Origin of the sequence: Symbiopectobacterium sp. (assembly GCF_047692315.1) — a bacterium.
GTDB lineage: Bacteria > Pseudomonadota > Gammaproteobacteria > Enterobacterales > Enterobacteriaceae > Symbiopectobacterium.
In genome coordinates this window covers 94,409-120,550 of record NZ_JBLLJS010000030.1, presented here as the reverse complement: position 1 = coordinate 120,550, position 26,142 = coordinate 94,409, and the positions used below count along the sequence as shown (strand labels likewise).

Genomic DNA, 26,142 nt, shown 5'->3' with positions numbered 1-26,142 from the left:
TAATTCTCCCACATTGGAACCTCATGACCAAATACAGTCTGCGTGCCCGCATGATGATACTGATCCTGGCTCCGACGTTAATTATCGGACTGCTGCTCAGTACCTTCTTCGTTATTCACCGCAACAACCAGTTGCAGGATCAGCTTGCCAGCGCCGGTGCCAGCATTATTGAACCGCTCTCCGCCGTTGCCGCCTACTCGATGGTATCGAATCAACAAGAGATGATTCAGCTGCTGATCAATATGTTACATCGTCGTCATTCCGACATTGTGCGATCCATCATCATCACTAACGCGCAACACCAGGTATTGTTCAGCACGGATTCACGCCACATCACGCAGCTTCTCGATGCAGTGAAGCAGCAGCAGATGCCAGCCGGGCTACACTCACATTCGGTCGATGACAAGCTGTTGCTGCATATGCCTATCATTATCGGCCCGGAATTTACCCGCCATGCGGGCAAGGTCGAGCGTCCCGGCACCACCGTGGGTTATGTGCTGCTGGAGCTGGATATGGATTCCATCCTGCTACAGCAATATCAGGAGACGTTTTATCGCGACGCTGTTAATGCTGGCATGTATAGGCATTGCCGGGCTCTTTGCCTATCGGCTGGTACGGGATGTCACCAAGCCGATACGTAATATGGTGGATACCGTCGATCGTATCCGTCGCGGCCAATTGGACAGCCGTGCGGAAGGATGCATGCTGGGTGAGCTGGATATGCTGAAAAATGGCATCAACGCCATGGCAATGTCCCTGACCGCCTACCATGAGGAGATGCAGCAAAACATCGATCAAGCTACCTACGATCTGAGGGAAACCCTGGAACAGATGGAGATCCAGAACGTCGAACTGGGTTTGGCGAAAAAGCGGGCGCAAGAGGCGGCACGTATCAAGTCCGAATTTTTAGCCAACATGTCGCACGAGCTGCGCACTCCGCTCAACGGGGTTATCGGTTTTACCCGCCAAACGCTGAAAACCACGTTAACCGCCACCTAGAGGGACTATTTACGCACTATCGAACGATCCGCCAACAATCTGCTGGCCATCATCAATGACGTACTGGATTTCTCCAAGCTGGAAGTGGGCAAACTGGTGTTGGAAAATATCCCGTTCTCACTGCATAACACGCTGGATGATGTGATCACTCTGTTAGCGCATACCGCCCATGGGAAAGGGCTGGATCTTACGCTTAACATTCAACCCGGCGTACCCGAACGCTTTATCGGCGATCCGATGCGTCTGCAACAGGTGATCACCAACCTGCTGGGCAATGCCATCAAATTTACCGAAAAGGGCAATATCGATATCCGCGTTGAACGCTGCCGTCAGAGCCATAAACGTCTGGAGTTGGAAATTCAGATCCGAAATACCGGTATTGGCATCGCCGAAGGGCAACAGGCGCAGCTGTTTCAGGCATTTCGCCAGGCAGATACCAGCATCTCCCGCCGCCATGGCGGCACCGGGCTGGGGCTGGTTATCACCCAGCGGCTGGTGAAAGAGATGGGCGGCGATATCCACTTCCAAAGCACAGTAAACCAAGGCTCCACCTTTTGGTTCCACATCACGTTGACCTGCGACCCAAACAGCACCGTGGAAGAGAATAATTTCGTCCTGCTGCAAGGGCACAGCATTGCCTATGTGGAAGCCAACGCTTCCGCCGCGCAAACCGGGTTGGATATTCTGGGGCAAACGCCGTTGCAGGTGCACTTTAGTCCTACGCTTGAACAGCTACCGACGCAACATTTCGATATCTTGCTGCTCGGCGTACCGGTTCGCCATCGCAACACCTTGCTGGATTACGCCTCACAACTGCGCCACATGAGCCGCAAAGCGCCCTGCGTTATTCTGGCCTTGCCCAGTCTGGCGCAAATGGATGCCGAACAGTTGAAATCCTTCGGTATCCACGCCTGCCTGAGCAAACCGCTTTCTGCGGTACGCCTGTTGCCGTTAATACAGGAAGGTCTGCTGGTTCAGCAGTTATCCTTGCTGCCGGAACCGCGCACCGCGCTGCTGCCAACACCACGCTTGCCGCTGTGTGTTATGGCGGTAGATGACAATCCGGCCAACCTGAAACTGATCGGAACCTTGCTGGCAGAGCAGGTAGAAAACACACTGCTGTGCGACAGCGGTGAAGAGGCTATCGCGCAGGCGGCAATGCAGGATATCGACGTCATACTGATGGATATTCAAATGCCCGGCATGGATGGCATTCGCGCCAGCGAACATATTCGCCAGCTTTCCCGCCATGCCACAACGTCGATTATTGCCGTCAGCGCCCATTCGCTGAGCGACGAGCGCAAATCATTACTGCAAGCGGGGATGGACGGTTATCTGGCCAAGCCGATTGACGAACAAATGCTGGCATCGGTATTGGCGCGCTATACCCGACCGCAGAACACACAGGCTGATAGCGAGAACGACGGCATTGCGCACTTGCTGACGGAACATGATGACAGCCAGCTTTCGCTCGACTGGTCACTGGCAACGCGTCAGGCAGCCAATAAGCCCGATCTGGCGCGCGATCTGCTCCAAATGCTGCTGGATACCTTACCCGGCGTACAGCAACACGTCGAAACGTTGTTAGCGGGCCACCCGGTTGAAGACACGCTCCCTCTCATTCACAAATTGCACGGCAGTTGCGGCTACAGCGGCGTGCCGCGCCTGAAGCAACTGTGTTACACGCTAGAAACCGAACTGCGTAAAGGAACAGCACTGCTTGAGCTGGAACCGGAATGGCTGGAATTGCTCGATGAAATCACCAATGTGCGCCAGGCCGCTCAGGCGCATTTGCAGTAGTCAGCAGGCATTGTGGCGACCAGATCGGATTCTGGATGTCAGATTGAGTCAGCAATTCACCGTCTTGATGCCACGGCCTTTTGCAGTTCCGCCAGTACTAGAGGGAATTCGGTGAAGCCATCACTCCCCAGAAAGTGGTTGCCATGCTCAACCGGGATAAACTCGGCATGCAGGGATTTTGCCAACGACTGACTGAATCTGAAAGGAACGACGGAATCATCATCAGCCGCAATGACAACCCGAGTGTTCGCCCTGCGAGCTAGCCTGTCATAATCAATGTCTGGCTTTATGAAGCTGTCGAGTTGCGGGAGAATCGGCAGGCTGTCATTGAAGCCGGAGACCAGAATATAGCCGCCGATGGGTTCTTTTTTCGGGTTTTTTTCAATTAATATCAACAATATAATTCAGAAAAGGCTGTGCGCAACAAAGTAGATATTTTTATCAAGGGATGCCACCTGTGTCTCAAGGGCTCGTTGCCACTCGTCCGGTTGGGGAGCATCAGGCGTGGGTAAATTAATGATGGAAACCGTAGCTCCCTTTTTTGCCATCTCGCGTTTGAGCCAAGCGAACCAATGCTCTGACGGTGAAGCGCCGTATCCGTGGACAATGTATATGTGCATGTTTGATTGCCGTGTGCTTGATGAGGATGTACAGCCAGACAATGCGACTACCAGCGCAAGGAGTAGGCCGATGAGTTTATTCATATACACTAACGCTCGCTGAACAGGCTGAAAAGTCAGATTTTATCGATAGACTTCAATATTAGTTCTTTGCGTCCGACAGCACAGAGCGGCCCGCACCATCAGTAACAAAATGAGCTGATTTTGGATCTTTAATTGCGCGTCGCCCCCGGCACCAGCGCGGGGACGACGAAGAAAGGAGCCGCCACGAAAAGTTGGCGAAGAGAGAGAGTTGTTAGAGCGTTTGCGCCAGCTTGATGGTTGCTGCGACGTTACGTGCCGTCATGCGCACGTTGTCTGCCGCGTTATCCAACGCTTCCTCCAAAGAGCAGATGTTGTAAAGCACGCTGAATACCGCATCCAGACCGTGTTCGTGTACCACGCCCACATCCGCCGTCAGGCTGCCCGCAATCGCGACCACCGGCTTGTTGTAACGCTTCGCCACGCGTGCTACGCCAATCGGCACTTTGCCGTGCACCGTTTGGCTATCGATGCGCCCTTCACCGGTAATGACTAAAGAGGCATCCCGCACCAATGCATCCAGCCCCAGCGCTTCAGTGACAATCTCGATACCCTGACGCAGTTCCGCGCCGCAAAAGGCCAATAACGCGGCCCCCATGCCCCCCGCCGCTCCGGCGCCCGGCACCTGATCCACATCGATATCCAGGCTGTGACGGATCACCTCGGCGTAATGCTTGAGGGCATTATCTAGCTGCACGATCATCGCAGACGTCGCCCTTTTTGCGGCCCGAACACCGCAGACGCGCCCAGTTTGCCGGTCAACGGGTTCGTCACATCGCACGCCACCTCAAAACGGCAGCTTTTAATGCGTTGATCCAGCTCGCTGACGTCGACACGTTTGAGCGCATCCAGCGCGCTGCGGATCAACTCGCCGGTACCATAGCTGGTGGTCAGCAACGGATTGCGTTTTGCAGGGGGTACCCGCTCCAATCCGCTGGCCGCCACCATGGCTTCAACCGTACCTTCGCCGCCATCCGCCACGGGCAGCTTGACGTAGCTGGCGTCAGGAAAAACTTCCCGAAAACCGGCTTCAATCTGTGTAGCAACTTCCTGTGCTGACAAGCTCTCTTTATAAGAATCCGGTGCGATAACTATTTTCATAAACGATCCGATTTCATAAACGATCCACCAGTTTCAACGGGCCGCGGAGTCGTTACAGGTCAGTATGTCAGGTCGGTATCGAATAGTCGTCGTACCGACCTGTTGCCTTAGCGAGTCACTTCAACTTTGGCCAGCTTTTCGTAGTACCGTGCTAATGCACAGTGATCTGCCGTTCCCAGCTCATCCGCTTTCAGCGCCTGCATCATTTCCATCACCGCCGCCGTTAACGGCAACTGTGCGCCAACGCCGTGCGAGGTATCCAGCGCATTCGCCAGATCTTTGATGTGCAGATCGATACGGAAGCCCGGCTTAAAGCTGCAATCCATCACCATTGGCGCTTTGGCATCCAGCACCGTGCTGCCCGCCAACCCGCCGCGGATCGCCTGATACACCAGATCCGGGTTAACACCTGCTTTAGTCGCCAACACCAGCGCTTCAGACATGGCGGCGATATTCAACGCCACGATCACCTGGTTAGCCAGTTTGGTCACGTTGCCCACACCGATGTCGCCGGTGTGCACCACGGAACCCACCATCGCCTTCATCACGTCGTAACAGCGATCGAACACCGCCTTGTCGCCGCCCACCATCACGGAAAGCGTGCCGTCGATGGCTTTCGGCTCACCACCGCTCACTGGTGCATCCAGCATCGCGATACCTTTTTTGCCAGTGCGGCTGAAATTTCGCGGCTCGCCAACGGAGCGATGGAGCTCATGTCAATCACAACAGCACCTTCGCGTGCGCCGTCGATAACGCCGTTTTCACCCAGCACCACCTCTTTCACATGTGGCGAGTTGGGCAGCATGGTGATGATGATATCGCTCTGCTCGGCGACCGCTTTCGCGGTTTCTGCAGCGATGGCGCCCGCTGCGACCACTTCCGCGACCATAGCGCTGTTTCTGTCAGAGACCACCAATGAGTAACCTGCCTTGATCAGGTTTTTGCTCATCGGTTTACCCATAATACCCAGTCCAATAAAACCAATTTTCATTGCGTTAACCCCGTAGTCCGATAGTTAAATGCGTTAATGGCCTGCCTGGCCCGGATTTATTCAAATGACTTTTTAAACTTGTCACACAGCGCCGCCGTGGCACCGCGGAACACGCCCAGATCGCTGCCGACGGCAACAAAGCTGGCACCCCACTCCAGGTAACGACGCGCATCCGCTTCAACCGGCGCCAAAATGCCGCTCGGTTTGCCGTGCGCCGCCGCACGTTCAAAAATATGGCGGATAACTTTCTGCACTTCCGGGTGGTTCGGTTGCCCCAGGTAGCCCAGTGCCGCAGAGAGATCGCCCGGTCCGACGAAAATACCGTCAACACCATCAACCGCAGCGATGGCATCCAGGTTGTCGACGCCCTCCTGGGTTTCGATCTGCACCAACACCGTGATGTTGTCGTTAATCTTGGCGAAATAATCCGGAATGGTGCCAAAGGCATTGCTGCGATGCCCCACCGACACGCCGCGAATCCCGGCCGGAGGATAGCGGGTCGATGCCACGGCGCGAACCGCGTCCTCTTCAGTTTCTACAAAAGGAATCAGGAAGTTGTAGAAACCGACATCCAGCAAATGTTTGATGATCACCGGCTCATTGCAAGGGGGGCGAACCACAGGCGCACTGTGGCTGCCCTTGAGGGCCATCAATTGAGGAATAAAGGTGGTGATGTCGTTCGGTGCATGCTCGCCATCCAGTACCAGCCAGTCAAACCCGGCCAACCCCAACACTTCAGTAGAGATCGGGTTTGCCAATGCACACCAGCAGCCGATCAGGGTTTTCCCGGCATGTAAATCTTGACGAAATGGGTTAGGAAATACAGTCAGACTCATAATAACCTTCTGTTTCATTTACATTCGTACATGACAATGGCGATCGGAACACCAGGACGCCATTAATTTTTCTTCAATTCCATACGCTTGATTTCGCCGACCACCAACAGGTAGCACAGCATTGCCATCAGCGCAGAGATACCGACAAACAGCAGCGCGCTGTTGAATGAGTGCAATTCTTTAACCAAATAACCGATGACCAACGGCGTAACAATTGAAGCCACGTTACCAAACACATTAAATACGCCGCCACAGAGTCCGATAATTTCTTTTGGTGCCGTGTCGGAAATAACCGGCCAGCCCAATGCACCAAACCCTTTACCGAAGAAAGCCAACGCCATCAGTGCCACAACCAACGTATTGCTGTCCGTGTAGTTACACAGAATGATGCTGGTGGCGAGCAACATGCCAAAAATAATGGGAACTTTACGCGCTACAGTTAATGAATATCCGCGTTTTAACAGGGCATCCGAGAACACACCACCCAATACGCCGCCTGCAAAACCATACAGTGCAGGAATCGCAGCAACCATGCCTACTTTCAGAATTGACATTCCTTTTTCCTGGACCAGATAAATAGGGAACCAGGTCAGGAAGAACCATGTGATGGTGTTAATGAAATACTGACCAAGGAAAATCCCCAGCATCATGCGGTTCGTCAAAAGCTGTTTAACGTAACCCCATTTCGGCGCATCTTTCTTGGCATCCTCTTTTTTGTGGTCCATATCAACCACAGCACCGCCTTGAGAAATATACGCAACCTCTTCTGGCGTAACACTTGGGTGATCGGTCGGGTTATGAATAAACTTGACCCAAATAATGGTCAGCACAAAACCAATAAGCCCCATGGACAAGAACACATGCTCCCATCCCCACTGGTAGGTCAGCCACCCGAGGAACGGTGAAAAAATTGCCAGAGAGAAGTATTGTGCTGAGTTAAAAATGGCAGACGCCGTGCCGCGCTCTTTGGTTGGGAACCAGGCCGCGGTAATACGGGCATTGGCCGGGAATGACGGAGCCTCGGAAAAACCCAGCATAAAGCGCAGTGCAAAGAGTGTTACCGGCGCCCATACCAGCGGCACCCAATCAACAAAACCTTGCAGGAACGTGAACAGTGACCAGAAAAAGATACTGTAGGCGTAGACCTTTTTAGAACCAAAGCGATCCAGCAACCATCCACCAGGGATCTGCATAGCAAGATATGACCAGCCAAACGCAGAGAAAATATATCCCATATGTACCGCATCCAGTTGCAGCTCTTTCGCTACAGCGGAACCCGCGATAGATAATGTGGCACGGTCGGCATAGTTAATCGCCGTCACGATAAATATGATGAGTAGTATAATGTAGCGAACATATCCCGTTTTTTATATTAATGGCTTCGGAGCTCATGAGGAATTCCTCTTTTTTAAAAGAGATGATTAGTTTTCAACTCGACTGAACCGAAAAAATTCGTTACGCGAGTTATTATAGGTACAGAAAAAAAAGCAAATAATGGTTATCATCTTCCGCTACGAATATCTGAAAGCCCCCTAGTATAAAAAGGTCTGCAATGAACATCATTGTGCAAATGCATAGCATTTAGCGAAAATAAAAATCATTATTTTTGAACATGCACAATAAACTGCGAATCCAATCACATAAAAATTTGTTTTACTATTAGCCTGACAACAATAGTGAAGAGAATCACACACCATCGTTTATTTGCCATATAATCTATAAAAAAATAAGGGAAATACTATTAAATTGCACAGTGTGTGACGAATGAACAATCGGTTATCATGAGCCAAAAGTACATATCGCCATCATCTCTTCGCTACGACATAAGATAAAAACCATCATTAGTTAACGTTATTTTTTTACTTATTTGACGAAAAGAATACTGGAGAAAATATGTCACAGAATACCCAAGATTCTGTGCAACCGCTCTACATCAAGGTTCATGATGATGATAATGTTGCCATCGTTGTGAACGATAACGGCTTGCGAGCAGGAACAAAATTTAGTGATGGACTGGAATTGATTGAGCATATTCCTCAAGGCCATAAAGTCGCACTGACAGATATTGCCCAATCAGGCTCAATTATTCGCTACGGTGAAGTGATTGGCTATGCGGTAAAACCGATTGCCCGTGGTAGTTGGATCGATGAATCCCTGGTTGAATTACCGGAAGCACCACCGCTGGAAACGCTGCCGCTGGCGACCAAAGTTCCAGCGCCGCTACCGCCGCTGGAAGGGTATACGTTCGAGGGTTATCGCAACCCGGACGGCAGCGTGGGCAGTAAAAACCTGCTCGGTATTACCACCAGCGTGCGCTGTGTCGCTGGCGTGGTTGACTACGTGGTCAAGCTGATCGAGCGCGATCTGCTGCCCCGTTACCCGAACGTCGATAGCGTGGTGGCACTGAATCACCTGTATGGCTGCGGCGTTGCCATCAACGCGCCTGCCGCCGTGGTTCCTATTCGCACCATTCACAATCTGGCGCTGAACCCCAATTTTGGCGGTGAAGTACTAGTCGTCGGCCTGGGCTGTGAAAAATTACAGCCAGAACGTCTGCTGGAAGGTACCCCCGATGTTCACGCCATCTCGCTGGATGACACCAGTATTGTGCGTTTGCAAGATGAGCATCATGTAGGCTTCCAGTCAATGGTCGATGACATTCTCACCATGGCGGACCGTCACCTGCAACGCCTCAACCAGCGCCGCCGGGAAACCTGCCCGGCTTCTGAGTTGGTGGTGGGGATGCAGTGCGGAGGCAGCGATGCCTTCTCCGGCGTGACGGCCAATCCGGCGGTGGGTTATGCTTCAGACTTGCTGGTGCGCTGCGGAGCCACCGTGATGTTTTCGGAAGTGACCGAAGTGCGCGACGCCATCCACCTTCTCACCCCGCGCGCCGCAACCGAAGAAGTGGGTCGTCGCCTGCTCGGAGAGATAGCCTGGTATGACAATTATCTGGATACCGGTAAAACCGATCGCAGCGCCAACCCCTCCCCCGGCAACAAAAAAGGCGGGCTGGCGAACGTGGTAGAAAAAGCGCTCGGCTCGATTGCCAAATCGGGTCAAAGTGCCATTTCCGAAGTACTCTCTCCGGGGCAGCGTCCGACCAAGCGCGGGTTGATCTACGCGGCAACCCCTGCCAGCGATTTTGTGTGTGGCACCCAGCAGTTAGCATCGGGGATTACGGCGCAGGTCTTCACCACTGGACGCGGCACCCCTTATGGTCTGTTAGCCGTGCCCGTGATCAAAATGGCGACACGCACCGCGTTAGCAGAAAGATGGCATGATTTGATGGACATCAATGCAGGCACAATCGCCACCGGCGACGCCACCATCGAAGAGGTAGGCTGGGAGCTGTTCCATTTCATCCTTGATATTGCCAGCGGACGGAAGAAAACCTGGCCAGATCAATGGGGCCTTCATAACGCACTCGCGGTATTCAACCCTGCGCCTGTAAATTGATAAATAAACCTTTTTTATATTTCGCCGGACAACATATCGTTGGCCGGCGTTTATTTTTTTATTCAATGGTTCATTAACCTTTTCTGTTTTTTCCATAACCCTTTTGAGGGATTATCAGATTCTTCCCAGATATAACGCCACTTCATTTATTTACAAATTTGAACAAATTTGTAAACCGCAGTAACAATTCATCGTTTCATTCCACCCTGTAGTTTCACATGAAATTATTATAACCGGATGTTTTAACTCATTATATTTAATGGGATTTATATTTAAAAAAGTGCTATTTAAAAACGAAGGAATTGACAGCATCCTCAGCAACATCATAAATTTACTCGCTCTGATGTCTGCGTGTTCAAATTCGAACGTGGGATTGTTGTACCCCGCGCCCACAGTGACGTGGCAAACGTCATCAGTGTGAAGTTATTACATTTTTATGATCATTAGCGCAGTGACATAAATTAATAACCTTTTATTTTACATGCCTCTAGCAGGGCATGAATTTATTAACACAGCACCATTGCACCAGGGGTTCCAAATGAGGGTCAATACGCCTGTTACGCAGCAGGAGTATCTGTTGGACGTGGACACAACATTGATGTCCACCACAGATACTCAAAGTTATATTACCTACGCCAACTCCGCTTTTATCCGCGTCAGCGGTTACGCCGAAGATGAACTTATCACTCAGCCCCACAACGTGGTGCATCACCCTGATATGCCCGTCGAAGCGTTCGCAGATATGTGGTACACCCTGCAACAAGGCGACAGTTGGACTGGACTGGTGAAAAACCGACGTAAAAACGGCGACCATTACTGGGTTCGCGCCAACGTCACGCCGGTTTACCATAACAATCAGTTGAGCGGCTATATTTCCGTGCGCAATACCCCCAGCGCGGAAGAGATCAAATTTGTGGAACCCCTGTACGAAGCCGTACAGCAAAAGCAGGCGGGCAGCCGCGGCTTTTATAAGGGATTAGTCGTTCGCACCGGCTTATTTGCTCCACTCTCTGTGCTGCAAAAAATCTCGGTGCGTTGGCGCATCCGTTGTCCGCTGTTTATCGCTGCACTAGCACCCGCTCTGCTCACTTATTTTGGCGTCGATCCGGCCTGGTCGGCGCTGGCAACGGTCGTCCTGTTTCTGTTGTTAGATGCCTTTTTGCAAAACCAAATCAGCCGTCCACTTAAAGCCATGCAGAAGCAAGCGCAGAGCGTTGTTTCCGGGCGAAAAACGTCACACATTTACTTCAACCGCGTGGATGAAATTGGCCTGTTGATGCGATCCATTAACCAGTTCGGCCTCAATCTTCACTCGTTGGTGGATGACGTTGGCACCCAGGTGCAAGGCATGACAGACGTGAGCCAGCGCCTGACGGACAACAATACCGCACTCAATGCCCGAACCGAAGAAACCTCGGCCAACCTGCAACAAACCGCCGCGGCGATTGAAGAGATTACTGTCGCAATGCAGCAAAGCGCAGAAACCGCGATTCAGGAGACGACGATGGCAGAAGCTGCCAGCCAGACGGCGCAAAAAGGCGGCGATATCATGGGGGAAACCATCGGCATGATGGAATCCATCTCCAAGGCGAGCGATAAGATCGTCGATATCATCGGCGTGATAGACAGCATTGCGTTTCAAACTAATATCCTCGCACTGAACGCCGCCGTGGAAGCCGCCAGAGCGGGCGTGCAAGGACGCGGTTTTGCTGTTGTCGCCGCCGAAGTGCGCAATCTGGCTCAACACTCGGCATCTGCCGCCAAAGAGATCAAAACGCTGATCGATGCTAACGTCGCAAGCGTAGAGTCAGGCGGTAAAATGGTGGAAAACGCGGGAAAACACATCGCGGATATCGTTAGCGAAGTGCTACAAGTCTCTACCATGATCAAAGAGATCAGCAACGCCACGCAAGAGCAAACACAGGCATTGGATAAGGATAATTCCCTCGCCGTGCGTCCTGCTTAATGTCGATATTTTCCCCTTGTTTTTCTCTTCAAGTGCCCTTGTTTTCTTTTTGCGCAGAAAAAACACACTTTGTTACATTTACTGCGAAAAACCTGATCCTATCGTTCTGTATTCCAACAAAATCCCTGTCAAGCTAGAGGGCGTAAACATCGATACTCTATGAGCACAATCAGTGCCATAATGACAAGGAGAAAAAATGACCAGCAGCAGCGCGAGCTCAGGTACAAGCAACGAGCAGCAAATTGCTCTTCTTAATCAGCAGATTAAAATGCTAACGCAGCAGGCCAAAGAGCTCTCTTCTTCCCTCGAGAAAGCCAGCACGGATGAAGAAAAAGCCAGCATTCAGGAACAGCAGCAGTTGATTAAGGCGCAGATTCAGGCGCTTCAGGCCCAAATCGCCCGGTTGCAGAATGAGTCGTCAGAGAGTAAACAGCAGCAGGCGGCATCCACGTCTACTGCCAAAGAGGAAGGCGTTAACAAGCCGACCGAAGAGAATCAAATCAACATCTACGTGTAGACGTTTAGTCACATGCGCAGCACCGCAACTGCGGTGCTGCTTCTAACGCTGCTTGAGCGGCGTGACCAACCCTTGCAGCCCTTCAATCTTGATGGTCAGCGTAAGTTGCATCAGATCGCCCAGTCGCCCTTTAGGAAACGAATCTTTGCGTGCAAACCACAGCAAATACTCCTCGGGCAAATCGATCAGTACGCGGCCCTGATACTTGCCAAACGGCATCTGCTGTGTGGCAATGGCGATCAAATCCTCTTTTTCCATCGGTTACGCTCCGAGCAGGCGGATCATCTCAGCTTCATCAATCACCGGGATACCCAATTCTTGCGCTTTAGCCAGCTTAGATCCTGCCGCTTCCCCGGCAATCACCATATCGGTTTTCTTGGAAACGCTACCACTGACTTTAGCGCCCAACGCCGTCAGGCGATCCTTGGCTTCATCACGGGAGAGTTGGCTCAGTGAACCGGTCAGTACAATGGTCTTGCCCGCAAAGGGATTATCGAGCGTCGCGACATCCACCTTTTCGATTTCCGGCCAGTGAATATTAATGCCTTCGGGATTGATGAGTTCGCGAATCACTTGCTGATTGTGCTCTTCTTGCAGGAAATGGCGCACGTGTTTTGCCACTACCGGCCCCACATCTGCCACCTCCAGCAGCGCCTCTTCATCCGCCGCCAGCAAGTTATCCAACGTGGCAAAATGCTGCGCCAGATTGGCCGCTGTCGCTTCGCCCACATCACGAATACCCAGCGCAAACAGGAAACGGGCAAAGGTGGTGAATTTGGCTTTTTCCAGCGCATTAACCAGATTCAGCGCCGATTTCGGCCCCATACGATCCAGACCGGTCAAGATACCAGCCGTGAGTTTGAACAGATCGGCGGGCGTTTTGACGTACTCTTTTTCCACCAGTTGATCGATGATTTTGTCGCCCACGCCTTCCACATCCAACGCACGGCAGGAGACAAAGTGTTTTAACGCTTCTTTACGCTGTGAGCCACAAATCAACCCGCCAGTACAACGTGTTACGGCTTCGCCTTCAACACGTTCCACATCGGAACCGCATACCGGGCAAGACAGGGGAAAATCAATCGGACGCGCATCGGCTGGGCGCTCCGTTTCCACCACGCCAACAATCTGCGGAATGACATCGCCTGCGCGGCGCACGATAACGCGATCGCCGATATGTATGCCAAGGCGTTCAATTTCATCACGATTGTGCAACGTGGCATTGCTCACCATCACACCTGCAACGGCAACCGGCTCAAGGCGCGCCACGGGCGTAATTGCGCCAGTGCGCCCCACCTGAAAATCAACGCCGTGCAGCCAGGTCAATTGTTCTTGCGCAGGGAATTTAAAGGCAACCGCCCAGCGCGGCGCGCGTGTGACAAACCCCAGTCGCTCTTGCAATGCCAGGTCATCGACTTTGACCACCACTCCGTCAATATCAAAACCAAGCGCAGCGCGCTCTTGCTCCACCTGCCGGTAAAACGCCAGCACTTCTGCACTGCCGGAACACAAACGAATGCGATCGCTGACCGGCAATCCCCAGGCTTTGAACTGCATCAGGCGTGCCAGGTGGCTTTCAGGCAAGGTGCCGCCTTCCAGCAGGCCAACGCCGTAACAGAAAAAGGTCAAGGGCCGTTCGGCGGTAATACGGGGATCGAGTTGGCGTAACGAACCCGCCGCCGCATTGCGCGGGTTGGCAAAAATCTTACCGCCGGTGCGCCGGGCTTCATCGTTCATCTCTTCGAATCCACGGTGTTTCATAAAGACTTCACCGCGCACTTCCACCCGCGCCGGGATATTGTCACCACGCAACCGCAGCGGAATGGCACCAATAGTGCGGATATTGGCGGTAATGTTTTCCCCTGTACTGCCATCACCGCGCGTGGCCGCCTGCACCAGCAGGCCATTTTCATACAGCAGACTTACCGCCAGACCATCGAGTTTCAGCTCGCAGCAGAAGGTCAGATCTTCACTGCTTTTCAGACGATCCTGTACACGTTTATAGAACGCCAGATAGCTTTCATCGTCAAACACGTTGTCCAGCGACAGCATCGGCACCTCATGACACACGGTGTCGAATGCCGACAATGGCGCCGCACCGACACGCTGCGTGGGCGAATCCGGCGTAATCAGTTCAGGATGTTGCGCTTCAATCGCCTTAAGCTCATTCATCAGGCGGTCGTATTCCACGTCGGGAATTTCCGGCGCATCTTCAACGAGATATTTGCATTCGTGATGGCGCAATTGCGCGTGCAGCTCAGCCACACGCGATGTCAGATGTTCTACTGTCACTGGATGGTTACCCGTACTCTTTTGGTTTATCGCGGCGTATTCGCTTTGATGGCATTGATAATGTTAGTGGTAGAATAGCCATCTTCAAAGTTCAGTACCTGCACGTCGCCGCTGTTAGCCCACACCTCTTTACTGCCTGCGATATCTTCCGGCTTGTAGTCGCCCCCTTTCACCAGAATATCCGGCAGAATTTCAGCGATCAGGCGCTGTGGGGTATCTTCTTCAAACGGCACCACCCAGTCCACCGCACCGAGGGAACTTAACACTGCCACACGTTGCGGCAAAGCATTTACCGGGCGCGTTGGGCCTTTTAAGCGGCGGGTAGAATCATCACTGTTCACTGCAACAATCAGGCGATCGCCCAGTTTGCGCGCATTCGCCAGATAAGAGACGTGGCCGGCATGCAGAATATCGAACACGCCGTTGGTCATCACAATCTTCTCGCCACGCTGGCGCGCCTGCGCGACGGCGGCTTTCAGTTTCGCTTCATCCATAGCACCAAAACCGCTCTCAGCGCGGCCACGAATGGCATTTTCCAGCTCAATAGGCGTTACGGTAGACGTTCCCAACTTGCCCACCACCACACCAGCAGCGGCGTTCGCCAGGAAACAGGCATCCTCCAGGGAGTTGCCCGCCGCCAGCGAGGCAGCCAACACGCCAATCACGGTGTCACCGGCACCGGTCACATCGTGGACTTCCTGTGCCTGGGTCGGCAGATTCAGCTGCGCTTTACCCGGCTGAAGCAGCGTCATACCCTGCTCGGAACGGGTGATCAGCAGTGCAGAAAGGGCAAAATCGGCAATCATTTTCTCGCCGCGCGCCACCAGCTCTTCTTCGGTTTTACAGCGTCCGGCAACTGCTTCGAACTCGGACAAATTCGGCGTCAGCAAGGTGGCACCGCGATATCGAGCAAAATCGGTCCCTTTCGGGTCAATCAGTACTGGCACGCCCGCCGCATTGGCGGTTTGAATCATTGCCTGCACATGGGCCAGAGCGCCCTTGGCATAGTCAGACAGCACCAGCGCGCCGATTTTCGGCAGCGCCTGCGCGATACGTTCCAACATCGGCTGCGGATTAACCCCGTCAAAGCCTTCTTCGAAATCAAGGCGAATCAACTGTTGGTTGCGCGACAGCACGCGCAGTTTGGTGATGGTTGGGTGCGTCGGCACGGAAACGAAATCACACTTGACGTTCACGTCGCTCAGTTTAGCGCTCAGCGCGCGCGCCGCGTCATCAATGCCCGTCAGCCCGACCAGGCGGGAATTGGCACCCAGCGCCGCAATATTCATGGCAACGTTGGCAGCACCGCCGGGGCGTTCTTCAATAGTGTCGACTGTAACCACCGGTACAGGCGCTTCTGGCGAAATGCGGCTGGTAGGACCGTACCAGTAGCGATCCAGCATCACATCCCCTACCACCAGCACGCCAGCCTGACGAAAATCAGGTGATGAAACTTTCATGCACCTACTCCAAGATGTTTTTTGTCATACAGTTGGCCGCGATAATAGCACAGCCCCCGCAGCCCTTCGAAACAACATTCTTTGCCTACTGCGCCCCGACGCCGAGCCATTTTTCCCAGCTGGTTTTCACCTGCTGCCGCTCTTTGATAAAGCACTCGCTGCTCACGCGCGCCGACTGCTCCTGCAACGCCAGATGGTGCAACTCATCGCGCAGGGTGATGTAAGCGAGCGTTAAAGCACGCGCCTCTTCCATCACGTCGCACTGGGCCATCAGTTCCAAAATGCGTACGTTATCGGACCAGCGGGTAGGCGCGGCTGCAAAAACGCATAGCGCAGCACCAGATATTGCACGATAAATTCGATATCGGTGATACCGCCTTCATCGGTTTTCAGATCAAACAGCGCAGGGTCCTTGTTGGCCAGATGCTAGCGCATCTTCTCGCGCACTTCAGCACGCAGCGTTTCCGGCTCCCGTTCCTGACATAAAATCTGACGCCGTATCGCTTCAAACTGCGCCTGCACGCCGGGCTCGCCGTACACCATGCGCGCACGTACCAGCGCCTGATGTTCCCAGGTCCATGCTTCATGTTGCTGATAATCGCCAAAAGCGCTGACGGTGCTGACCAGCATACCTGCCGCCCCAGACGGACGCAGGCGGGCGTCCACCTCGTAAAGGATGCCCGAGGAAGTGCGCGTGCTAAACAGGTGCATCACACGCTGCGCCAGACGGAGATAGAACTGGCGGCCATCGATACTACGCTCACCGTCCGTCATGACCTCATCCGGGCAGTCCAACAGGAACACCAGATCGAGATCGGAACTGTAGCCCAGCTCCCAGCCGCCCAGCTTGCCATAACCAATCACCGCAAAGCCGCGCCCTGCGCGCTGTTGCAGATGCGTCGGTTGCCCATAGCGTGCCACCATTTGCGTCCAGGCTTGCTGCACCACAGCAGCAATGATGGCTTCCGCCAGATAGGTTAAGTGATCGCTCACTTTCATCACCGGCAGCACGCCAGCGATGTCGCCTGCGGCAATACGTAACTGCTGCGCCTGTTTGAACTGTCGCACCGCTTCCAGTTGCTGCTCTTCGTCTTCCTCTGGCACGCGCATCAGGTATTGGCGCAATTCGTCGTGATAGGCTTCCGGTGCCAGCAGGTGATAGAGCGTCGCGGGGTCAAGCAGTTCATCCAGCAGCAGCGGCATAAGGTGATCGAGCACGTCACGGCCGCGCGGACCGATGGTTCGCTTGACCAAATCGTGACGAAAATCGGTAATGGCGCGCAGTAGCTCATTACGCGTGCCTTCGCTGAGGTTAGGCATCAGCGCGCCCATGTCCACCTCGTCGGGCTCATCCAGCCATAAGCTGTTGTAGCCGCTGCACTCCGGTGCATCCTGCCCGTCCTGAGTATCATCGCCAATCAGGTCGTTAAACACCCGACGCACCGCCAACATATGATTCTGCAAGGCATCATGCAGCGCATCCCAATCATCAAACCCCATGCCCCACGCCAGGCGCTGCTGATTCAAATCCTCTTGCGGCAAGGTTTGCGTCTGCTCATCGGCGATCGCCTGCAACAGGTTTTCCAGCCGACGCAAAAACAGATAGGCATTGCTCAGCTCGTCCACCTGCTGCGGCGAGAGCAGGCCCAGGATACCGGTGTGCTGCAACGTCGGCAGCAGTTCCCGGCCTTGCAGCCCCGGTTCGCGTCCACCGCGAATCAGTTGGAAAACCTGGGTGATAAACTCAATTTCGCGAATACCGCCTGCGCCCAGTTTGATGTTGTTACGCAGCGATTGGATCACACTGAAATCGATGTAGCGGCGGAACACAAACGGACGCAGCAGCGCGCGCAGTTCCTGACTATAAGCATCTTCCATGCCTCCCATCAGCCGCGCCTTCACCATGGCGTAGCGTTCCCAGTCGCGCCCCTGCTCCTGGTAATACTCTTCCATCGCGGCGAAGCTGAGTACCAACGGGCCGCTGTCGCCAAACGGGTGCAAGCGCATATCAACGCGGTAGACAAAGCCATCTACCGTCATCTGATCCAGCGTTTTGATCAGGCGCTGTCCTAACCGGGTGAAAAATTGCGCGTTATCCAGCTCGCGCCGTCCCCCGCGCGTTTGGCCGTTTTCCGGATAGACAAAAATCAGGTCGATATCAGAAGAGAAATTCAGCTCACCGCCACCCAGCTTACCCATGCCCAATATCAGCAGCGGCTGCGGCTCGCCCTGAGCATTGCAGGGCGTACCCCACTCGCGGCAGCAGGCGTCATACAACCAGCCGCGCGCCGCCACAATCACTGTCTCGGCCAATTCGCTCAGTTGACGCAGCGTTTGCGGCGTGGTGCTGGTGGTCAGCGCCTGCGACCAGGCAATTCGCACCAGCATACGACGACGAAACTCACGCAAGACGCGCATCAGCGTCGCCTCATCGTTCACGTTCTCCAACGCTTGCGCCAGCCATTGCCCGTAATGCTGCCACTCCTCCGGCTGCGGCGGTTGCTGCCGGAGCACTTCCCACCAGTCGGGATAGCGCGCCAGCGCCTCGCTGACAAACTCACTGGAGGCCAACACGGCCAGCTCCTCTGGCGCGATGGACGCGGGGAGCGTTATGGTTTCTCGCAAGTGGGATAACACACGCTGGGCCTGCTCCGCCAGCATAGGCGGCAACGCAGAGGAGAACGGTGAATGTGACATGGCAACTCCCTGATAATCCCGACGCACCGGGAAACGATAACCCTATTACGCGCTGGCGCTGCTTAGCCAGTACGGCGCTTGCTCCACGGCCTGATGACGCGCTTTCTCCAGCACGCTGTCCACGCCCGAGGCGGGAAGGTGCTTGATGCCGTGCTCCACATTGCGCCACTGTGCAACGAAGGACTCGACGGTTTCTTCCGGATAGGCGCTGGAGAGCAGCAGGAACGCATTGATGTTACGCTGTAAACGCGCCAACTGTTGCTGATAGTGCTCGGCATCCAGCAGATGACTGAACACGGAACGCAGTTCCGCCATGGCGCGATCCAGCATCACATCGCAAAAACGTTTATAAGAGCCCATTAAACGCATGCGGCTTTTGTTATCCATATGTTCACGCCAGCCGCCGTTAATCAGCCATGAGGTGAGCACCAACTTACTTTTCAGGTAGTTGGCTTCGTAGCACACCCGTTCAGCATCGGTTTCACGCTCAAGGCGTTCTTCCAGATAAGTCAGCGCAGCCCGGAACAGCGTGGTCACTTTGCGCGGCACCACGCCGCCCACCAGCACCAACATTTCGCGCATCAGCGCACCGGCTTCCAGCAGTTGCAAACGCGCCTTGTGTTCACCACGTGCCCACAGCTCTTCATGGTATTGCCAGTGAGCCAACGCATGCTCCAGCGCGGCACCAATCGCGTGATCGATGGTGCTCTTGGCAGGTAGCGTCAGCATGCGCAGCGCACGACACTCGCGCGGCATGGCACCCTGTGCCAGATGATAACCACGCGCCGCTTTGCTCAGGCTTCCCTGTCGCATTCCGCCCCACTCCGCCAGTTCTTGCGACAGCGCCAGCAGATCGTCGGTTTGTCCGGCTTTCAGCTCCATCTCCAATTCCAGAATAGGCTCGCTCAGCTCACCGGCAGTCACATCGCCCTGGTCAAAAGCGATTTCAATCAGACTTTGGTGATAAGCGATAACCCATTTTTCACGCTGAAAATGGGTGCTGAACAACGGATGCAGCGCCTGCGCAAGCGCCTCCACATCGCACCCTTGCGGCCACACTTCCGACGGCAGCAAGCGAATATCCAGATTGGCATCCGCCAACGGCACATTGTATTCAGGACGTTGGTGCAACCCGCCAATCACCGTGCCTGCAGTTTTCAGCGTCATTTCATGCTGGCCATTTTCACCGCGAACACGCAGTCCCATGCCATGCTGACGCAGCGTATTGTCCGCCGTTTCATAATAGGTGTTGCTGAGCAGTCGACCTTCCAGATGCTCGCTATGGCTATAGTCGGTTTGCCAGGCAGTCAGCTTGCGCGGCAGCGTGGCTGCCACACCCGGGCGCACAATAAAATTCAGTTCAATCTCTTCACTCATCGTCATTTCAATCTAAAAAGCATGGCCCTTGCGGGTCGGATGCTGACAGCCATTCGTCAGCGACGGGAAATACGGATACTTGCTATATTACAACACCTTACCCGTAACATCTGTGGCAGAAAAAAGTGCACTGGGCAGCAATGTCGGGTAAAGGGGAGTGGGTAATAGGAGTGTTCTCATTTCGGTTTACCCATTGCCTCGTCAGACTTATGCCTCTACCATCACCCAACCATTCGCACAACATGATGAAATTATGAAGAAATTAGGCCTCGATTGTTTCACCTTTGCCAGCCTCACATTGAGTTGGGCGAGTCATGCAGAAGATAAACGCTACATTTCCGATGAGCTGTCGACCTATATTCATACCGGCCCAGGCACCCAGTACCGCATCATTGGCACGCTCAATGCCGGTGAGGAAGTCACCGTTCTCAGCGTGAACGAAAACGCCGGTTATGCCCAAATTCGCGATGCCAAAGACCGCACCAGTTGGCTGCCGCTGAACCAACTGAGCCAAACCCCCAGCCTGCGCTTGCGTGTGCCCGAACTGGAAAAACAGGTTTCCGATCTCACCGCGCGGTTGGGTAACATCGATCAGGAATGGAACCAACGCACCGCCGATATGCAGCAAAAAGTGTCTGCCAGCGACAATATCACCACCGCGCTGCGTAACGAAAATCAGGATCTAAAAAATCAGCTGATTGTCGCGCAAAAGAAGGTCGATGCCGCCAATGTACAACTGGATGACAAGCAACGGGAAATCATTTTGCAATGGTTCCTGTATGGTGGCGGTGTCGCAGGCATCGGTTTGCTGCTGCCACATCTGATCCCCAGCGGAAAGAAAAACGATCGCTGGATGCGCTAAGCGTAAGCAGCATCGCGGGTCACATTCACTTGTCGCGCAGATTGCGGCAGGCTGGAGGGTATGCAACTATTAACCTTATGTTAATGAAAAAGTCATCGTGATGGCCTTTGAAGGATGACAAAAGCGATCGGGAGTCAGTATTGAAGAGTTATCTGGTTGGCGGTGCAGTACGGGACACCTTACTTGATCTTCCAGTTTCAGAACGTGACTGGGTGGTGGTGGGTGCCACGCTGGGGCAGATGTTAGCGCTTGGCTACCAACAGGTCGGGCGGGATTTTCCCGTCTTTTTGCACCCAGAAAGCAAGGAAGAGTATGCGCTGGCGCGTACTGAACGCAAATCAGGCAACGGCTATACCGGTTTTATTTGCCATGCTGCGCCCGATGTTACGCTGGAAGCGGATCTGCTGCGACGCGATTTGACCATCAACGCCATCGCCCAAACCGAAGAGGGAGAGCTGATTGATCCCCACCACGGCCAGTACGATCTGCAACAGCGTCTGCTGCGCCATGTTTCTCCGGCATTTCAGGAAGATCCGCTGCGCGTATTGCGCGTGGCGCGCTTCGCCGCGCGCTTTGCCCACCTCGGCTTTCAAATTGCCGAGGAGACGCTGGCGCTGATGCAATTCATGACTCGCGCCGGTGAGCTGGCTTTTCTGACGCCGGAACGGGTGTGGAAAGAGACGGAAAAGGCGCTGGCAACCCGCTCGCCGCACGTCTATTTTCAGGTGCTGCGCGACTGCGGTGCGCTGGCGATGTTGTTTCCTGAAATCGACAATCTGTATGGCGTACCCGCCCCGGCGCAATGGCATCCAGAAATCGACAGCGGCGTTCATACTCTGATGACGCTGATGATTGCCGCTCGCCTCACACCCGAGATCGATGTGCGTTTTGCCACGCTGTGCCATGATGTGGGAAAAGCCCTGACGCCGCCCGAGCTGTGGCCGCGCCACCACGGGCACGGCCCTGCGGGCGTAAAGCTGGTTGAGGAACTGTGCCAGCGCCTACGCGTGCCTAACTCGCTGCGCGATTTGGCTAGGCTGGTGGCGGAATATCACGATCTGGTGCATACCGTGACGGTATTGCAGCCCAAAACTCTGATGAAACTGTTTGATGCACTGGACGTGTGGCGCAAACCGGAACGGCTGGAGAAGCTGGCGCTCACCAGCGAAGCGGATGCCCGTGGTCGCACCGGGTTTGAGGAGTCACCCTATCCGCAAGGGGAATACCTGCGCGAGGCATTCGCCATCGCCAGCGCCGTCACCAGCGCAACGGTAGTGGCCGACGGTTTTCAGGGCATTGGCGTGCGCGATGAGTTGCACCGGCGGCGCATTGCTGCGCTCACCGAATAGAAAGCGCAGAAAATCCCGGCAGCTGCGGGTTAACATCCCTTATTGGGTGCTTCACCTATTTAGTGCTACAGACCGCAATGTAGTTAAGCTGGTGCCGGTAGCGGCGGAAAGTGCGAAACAGCCTAAGGAAAGTTGCGCGGTTTTCCGCCTTCAGCGCATTGCGCACAATCTTTGCCGCTCCGCCCCAGCCTTCATCGTAGATCATGCCAGATGGCGTCATCAGCGTCATCGCACCCTGCACGTTTTCCACCTGGCTGAAACCACTTTCAAGGAATAGCGTGCGCCATCCCGCCTGGGTTAACGGCTGCACATTGACATTGATGGCGGCGCGCATCTGCGCCGTTACGTCGCCCGACTCCTGCGGCAACAACATGATATCGTGCGTCAGCAATCGTCCACCGGGTTTCAGCACGCGTAAATATTCCTGAATCAGCGGGCGTTTGGCTTTATCGGCATACATGGTAAACATCGCTTCATTAATCACCACGTCAAAGTGATTATCGGGAAACGGCAGCGCCAGCGCGTTTGCTTCCAGCGCCCTTCGACGCCGGCGGCCAGAATGTTGTGCCGTGCTTGCTGTAACGCCGCTTTATCCATGTCCACCCCGACGATAGCGCAGCCATAACGCTGCGCCATTTCGATGGCGGTGGTGCCCATATTGCACGCCACTTCCAGTACGCGGGTCGATGGCGTCAGCATGCCCTGCTGCATCAACCATTCGGTGGCCGCACGTCCACCGGGGCGCAGGCGTTTTTTACCCAGTCGCGCCAGAAATTTATGTCCCGCCAGTTTCTCTGACATGCTGCTCTTCTCTTCGCGATTGCCGCGCTGCGATGCTTGCTGAAAATAAGCAAATGATTATTATTTCTGTTTGATAGTCAGACACTGTAGAGCCCGGCGAGTGAGACGCAAATGACGTTTGTCAAAATGCCCATACCGACAGCAGAACATTGTGAGGTGCTGCTTTTTTCCCACCCGTGGCTGCGTGACGAACCTGAAGAGGTGGTGCTCGCCTTACAAAGCGCATGCTGCCGTATCCGCTTTCAGACAGGGGATATGCTATTTCGCGAAGGGGATAGGATGCGTTATTGTCCGCTGGTAGAGCACGGCGAGTTACAGGCATTTCGTCATACCTATCAGGGGGATGACAAAGTGTTAGGCCAATTTGTACGCGGCGAATGGGTCGCGCTCGCGGCCGTGTTTATGGAGCATGGTCGCTTCCCGATGAACATTCGCGCGCTCAGCGCGGGGCAAGCGATGTTGATCCCACGAGAAACACTTCACCAGTTTTGTCTGCAACGCCCGACGCTGGCGTTGCAACTGCTAGGCAACCTCAGCCAGAAGCTTTATGCCACCATCAACCAAATCGACTGGTTAACCTCCAGTTCGGCGGGCGAACGACTGGCGGATTATCTGCTGCGCCTGCATCGTACGCAGCAAGGCCCCAAGGCCCACAGCAAAACGCGCAGGTTCGGCTACCGCTCAATCGCGGACAGTTGGCAACGCAGTTGGGAATACGCCCGGAGACCTTGAGCCGCCTGATGGCAGAGTGGCAGCGGCGGGGTTACATCACCTGCCGCGCCAGTTACATCACGTTATGCAATCTGGATTACCTGCGCGCTTTGGCCGCGCGCAGGCGCAACGCCCGTTCTGATTTAGAAAAACACCAGATACACCACACCGGCCACGAAGAAGCGATAAATCGCAAATGGCACAAACGAGATGCGTTTGATCAGTTTCAGGAAGGTTTTGATAGCGACCAGCGCAACCAGAAACGCCGTGATAAAGCCCACGGCGAACATCGGCAAATCGGCCAGCGACAGGAAATGCCAGCTTTTATACAGATCCAGCACCGTCGCCCCCATCATCATCGGCACCGCCAGGATAAAGGAGAACTCTGAAGCCGCGTAGCAACTGACGCCAACCAGCATCCCGCCTGAGATGGTCGCGCCCGAACGGGAGAACCCCGGCCACAGCGCCAAACATTGAAAACAACCAATCATGAACGCCTGACGATAGGTGATATCGTCCAACCCTGCCGCACGCGGCGTCTTCGGCTTCAACCATTCAGCCGCCAGCAGCAGAAAACCGCCGACAATCAGAGCGTACATCACATTCTGCGGATTAAACAACGACTTGATGGTGCTGTGGGACACTAGCCCCAGCACCACCGCCGGGATCATTGCCAGCAGAATGTGCCCTAGCTTCAGTTGATCTTTACCACGCCCTTCATGGGGGACTGCCCCAAAATGGATGCCAATGAGCCCAAACAGGCGACGCCAAAACATCACAACCACGGCCAGAATCGAACCCAGTTGAATGATGACCTCAAAGGTTTTCGCCTTCTCATCGTCAAATCCAAGCCAACTGCCAACGATAATCATGTGCCCCGTCGACGACACGGGCAAAAACTCCGTTAACCCTTCAACAACACCAAGAATAAATGCCACAACCAACGTGTGGAGATCTGCCATGCTCACGCCCTGCCTTTCCGAACCGAAATAAAAGAAGCACCCATAAAAAAAGTGGCAACGCTACCCGCGAACGCCACTTTAAACACCACCACAATAGACTAAAAAACGGGGTGTTAGTTTCACTGACAAAAAAGATTCATCAAAAAAGTCACATGTGCAAATCGGTGCGCATTTATCGCATGCCGCGCTCAATAACAACGCCGACCTGGCGCGCCTGAGCTACTGCCCCCGGCTTACACACTTTGATACGCAGCCAGGGAATGGCAAAACGCTGCATCAACAACTGCGCCACCTCTTCCGCCACGCGCTCAATCAGCGCAAACGGCTGGCTGGAGACGTGGGCAATCACGGCTTCACTGACATCGGCATAGCTGAGACAGTCGCGCACGTCGTCGCTTGTGGCTGCCTTGCGGTTGTCCCAAGCCATTTCGATATCGAGCACCAGCTTTTGCGAAATGGTTTGTTCCCAGTCGTAAACGCCGATAGTGGCAATCATGGTCAGTTCTTCTATAAATACAATATCCATCACGTCATTCTCTGTTTTTGGCGCTGTTAGGTATCACTTCCACTGGAATATGCGTATTATCCACGGATGGGAACTGTAAAACGACCTTTATTCAACGGAACCGCGTTATGAGTGCTACCGCGCTTGGCATGATAATTTTCGCGTATCTGTGCGGCTCCATCTCCAGTGCGATTCTGGTGTGCCGCATCGCAGGTCTGCCCGATCCACGCCAGCATGGCTCAGGAAACCCCGGCGCGACTAACGTATTACGTGTTGGTGGCAAAGCGGCTGCCGCCACCGTGCTGGTGTTTGATGTGCTGAAAGGCATGTTACCGGTCTGGGGCGCTTATGCGCTTGGCGTCACACCGCTTTATCTTAGTATTACCGCCCTTGCCGCCTGTCTAGGCCATATCTACCCGGTATTTTTCCGTTTTCGCGGCGGCAAGGGCGTGGCGACGGCGTTTGGTGCCATCGCGCCGATTGGCTGGGATTTGACCGGCGTGATGACCGTCACCTGGTTGCTTACCGTCCTGCTCAGCGGCTACTCCTCCCTCGGCGCCATCGTGAGCGCGCTGATCGCACCTTTTTATGTGTGGTGGTTCAAACCCCAGTTCACCTTTCCGGTGGCGATGCTCTCCTGCCTGATCCTGATGCGGCATCACGATAATATTCAACGTCTGTGGCGTGGTCAGGAAAGCAAGATTTGGAAGCGCCATGGCAAAGAAAAAACCCCGCCGAGCGATGGCACCGATTAGA

15 protein-coding genes and 7 pseudogenes are annotated in these 26,142 nt (G+C 54.2%); 9 read left to right on the top strand and 13 right to left on the bottom strand.

The window, feature by feature from the left end; translation table 11 throughout:
* The first annotated feature begins 23 nt into the window (after positions 1 to 23).
* Positions 24 to 2,799 (top strand): annotated as a pseudogene (barA, locus tag ACMZI0_RS19815) (two-component sensor histidine kinase BarA).
* A gap of 56 nt (positions 2,800 to 2,855) precedes the next feature.
* Here barA and ACMZI0_RS19810 read toward each other — a convergent pair.
* From ACMZI0_RS19810 to ACMZI0_RS19790, 5 genes and pseudogenes are all read right to left on the bottom strand, one after another.
* Positions 2,856 to 3,419, bottom strand: a pseudogene (locus tag ACMZI0_RS19810) (RBBP9/YdeN family alpha/beta hydrolase).
* Positions 3,420 to 3,714: 295 nt separating this feature from the next.
* Positions 3,715 to 4,601 (bottom strand): annotated as a pseudogene (locus ACMZI0_RS19805) (glycerate kinase).
* A gap of 107 nt (positions 4,602 to 4,708) precedes the next feature.
* Positions 4,709 to 5,592 (bottom strand): annotated as a pseudogene (garR, locus tag ACMZI0_RS19800) (2-hydroxy-3-oxopropionate reductase).
* Between the two features lie 56 nt (positions 5,593 to 5,648).
* Positions 5,649 to 6,428: a 2-dehydro-3-deoxyglucarate aldolase gene (gene garL, locus ACMZI0_RS19795; protein WP_415674231.1), complete on the bottom strand. Its 780-nt coding sequence runs from the start codon at positions 6,426 to 6,428 to the stop codon at positions 5,649 to 5,651.
* Between the two features lie 62 nt (positions 6,429 to 6,490).
* Complete coding sequence (locus ACMZI0_RS19790) at positions 6,491 to 7,774, bottom strand: MFS transporter (RefSeq protein ID WP_415674268.1); 1,284 nt, start codon at positions 7,772 to 7,774, stop codon at positions 6,491 to 6,493.
* Between the two features lie 547 nt (positions 7,775 to 8,321).
* On the opposite strand from ACMZI0_RS19790, the gene garD reads away from it, so the two are divergent.
* From garD to ACMZI0_RS19775, 3 genes are all read left to right on the top strand, one after another.
* On the top strand, positions 8,322 to 9,887 hold the full coding sequence (garD, locus tag ACMZI0_RS19785) for a galactarate dehydratase (protein ID WP_415674230.1): 1,566 nt from the start codon (positions 8,322 to 8,324) through the stop codon (positions 9,885 to 9,887).
* 538 nt (positions 9,888 to 10,425) lie between these two features.
* Positions 10,426 to 11,853, top strand: coding sequence for a methyl-accepting chemotaxis protein (locus ACMZI0_RS19780; protein WP_415674229.1), 1,428 nt, complete (start codon positions 10,426 to 10,428; stop codon positions 11,851 to 11,853).
* A 196-nt stretch (positions 11,854 to 12,049) separates the two neighbouring features.
* On the top strand, positions 12,050 to 12,370 hold the full coding sequence (locus tag ACMZI0_RS19775; RefSeq protein WP_415674228.1) for a FlxA-like family protein: 321 nt from the start codon (positions 12,050 to 12,052) through the stop codon (positions 12,368 to 12,370).
* 42 nt (positions 12,371 to 12,412) lie between these two features.
* Here the strand turns inward: ACMZI0_RS19775 and ACMZI0_RS19770 are convergent, their stop codons facing one another.
* The 5 genes and pseudogenes from ACMZI0_RS19770 to ACMZI0_RS19750 form a co-directional block, all read right to left on the bottom strand.
* Positions 12,413 to 12,628 (bottom strand): DUF3820 family protein, encoded by a 216-nt coding sequence (locus tag ACMZI0_RS19770; RefSeq protein WP_222158046.1) that lies wholly within the window; start codon positions 12,626 to 12,628, stop codon positions 12,413 to 12,415.
* A 3-nt stretch (positions 12,629 to 12,631) separates the two neighbouring features.
* Positions 12,632 to 14,662: an NAD-dependent DNA ligase LigA gene (ligA, locus tag ACMZI0_RS19765; protein ID WP_415674227.1), complete on the bottom strand. Its 2,031-nt coding sequence runs from the start codon at positions 14,660 to 14,662 to the stop codon at positions 12,632 to 12,634.
* A 26-nt stretch (positions 14,663 to 14,688) separates the two neighbouring features.
* Entirely contained in the window at positions 14,689 to 16,122 is a 1,434-nt protein-coding gene (gene hldE / locus ACMZI0_RS19760) for a bifunctional D-glycero-beta-D-manno-heptose-7-phosphate kinase/D-glycero-beta-D-manno-heptose 1-phosphate adenylyltransferase HldE (RefSeq protein WP_415674226.1), read from the bottom strand.
* Positions 16,123 to 16,207: 85 nt separating this feature from the next.
* A pseudogene (glnE, locus tag ACMZI0_RS19755) lies at positions 16,208 to 18,819 on the bottom strand (bifunctional [glutamate--ammonia ligase]-adenylyl-L-tyrosine phosphorylase/[glutamate--ammonia-ligase] adenylyltransferase).
* A gap of 45 nt (positions 18,820 to 18,864) precedes the next feature.
* Positions 18,865 to 20,196 carry an inorganic triphosphatase gene (locus tag ACMZI0_RS19750; RefSeq protein ID WP_415674225.1) on the bottom strand — a complete coding sequence of 444 codons (1,332 nt, stop codon included), beginning with the start codon at positions 20,194 to 20,196 and terminating at the stop codon, positions 18,865 to 18,867.
* A gap of 253 nt (positions 20,197 to 20,449) precedes the next feature.
* On the opposite strand from ACMZI0_RS19750, the gene ACMZI0_RS19745 reads away from it, so the two are divergent.
* On the top strand, positions 20,450 to 21,058 hold the full coding sequence (locus tag ACMZI0_RS19745) for a TIGR04211 family SH3 domain-containing protein (protein WP_415674224.1): 609 nt from the start codon (positions 20,450 to 20,452) through the stop codon (positions 21,056 to 21,058).
* Positions 21,059 to 21,198: 140 nt separating this feature from the next.
* Positions 21,199 to 22,407 carry a multifunctional CCA addition/repair protein gene (locus ACMZI0_RS19740; protein WP_415674223.1) on the top strand — a complete coding sequence of 403 codons (1,209 nt, stop codon included), beginning with the start codon at positions 21,199 to 21,201 and terminating at the stop codon, positions 22,405 to 22,407.
* Between the two features lie 55 nt (positions 22,408 to 22,462).
* On the opposite strand, the pseudogene ACMZI0_RS19735 reads toward ACMZI0_RS19740, so the two are convergent.
* Positions 22,463 to 23,043: pseudogene (locus tag ACMZI0_RS19735) on the bottom strand (class I SAM-dependent methyltransferase).
* 276 nt (positions 23,044 to 23,319) lie between these two features.
* Between ACMZI0_RS19735 and ACMZI0_RS19730 the strand changes: the two are divergent.
* On the top strand, positions 23,320 to 23,940 hold the full coding sequence (locus tag ACMZI0_RS19730) for a Crp/Fnr family transcriptional regulator (RefSeq protein ID WP_415674222.1): 621 nt from the start codon (positions 23,320 to 23,322) through the stop codon (positions 23,938 to 23,940).
* Positions 23,916 to 23,972, top strand: a pseudogene (locus tag ACMZI0_RS19725) (hypothetical protein); the annotation flags it as partial. The gene ACMZI0_RS19730 and the pseudogene ACMZI0_RS19725, both read left to right, overlap by 25 nt.
* 90 nt (positions 23,973 to 24,062) lie before the next feature.
* Here the strand turns inward: ACMZI0_RS19725 and bacA are convergent.
* A complete protein-coding gene (gene bacA / locus ACMZI0_RS19720; RefSeq protein ID WP_415674221.1) occupies positions 24,063 to 24,881 on the bottom strand; it encodes an undecaprenyl-diphosphate phosphatase in 819 nt (272 codons plus the stop codon).
* Between the two features lie 172 nt (positions 24,882 to 25,053).
* Entirely contained in the window at positions 25,054 to 25,407 is a 354-nt protein-coding gene (gene folB / locus ACMZI0_RS19715; RefSeq protein ID WP_415674220.1) for a bifunctional dihydroneopterin aldolase/7,8-dihydroneopterin epimerase, read from the bottom strand.
* Between the two features lie 107 nt (positions 25,408 to 25,514).
* Between folB and plsY the strand changes: the two genes are divergently transcribed.
* A complete protein-coding gene (gene plsY / locus ACMZI0_RS19710) occupies positions 25,515 to 26,141 on the top strand; it encodes a glycerol-3-phosphate 1-O-acyltransferase PlsY (RefSeq protein ID WP_415674219.1) in 627 nt (208 codons plus the stop codon).
* Position 26,142 lies beyond the last annotated feature (1 nt).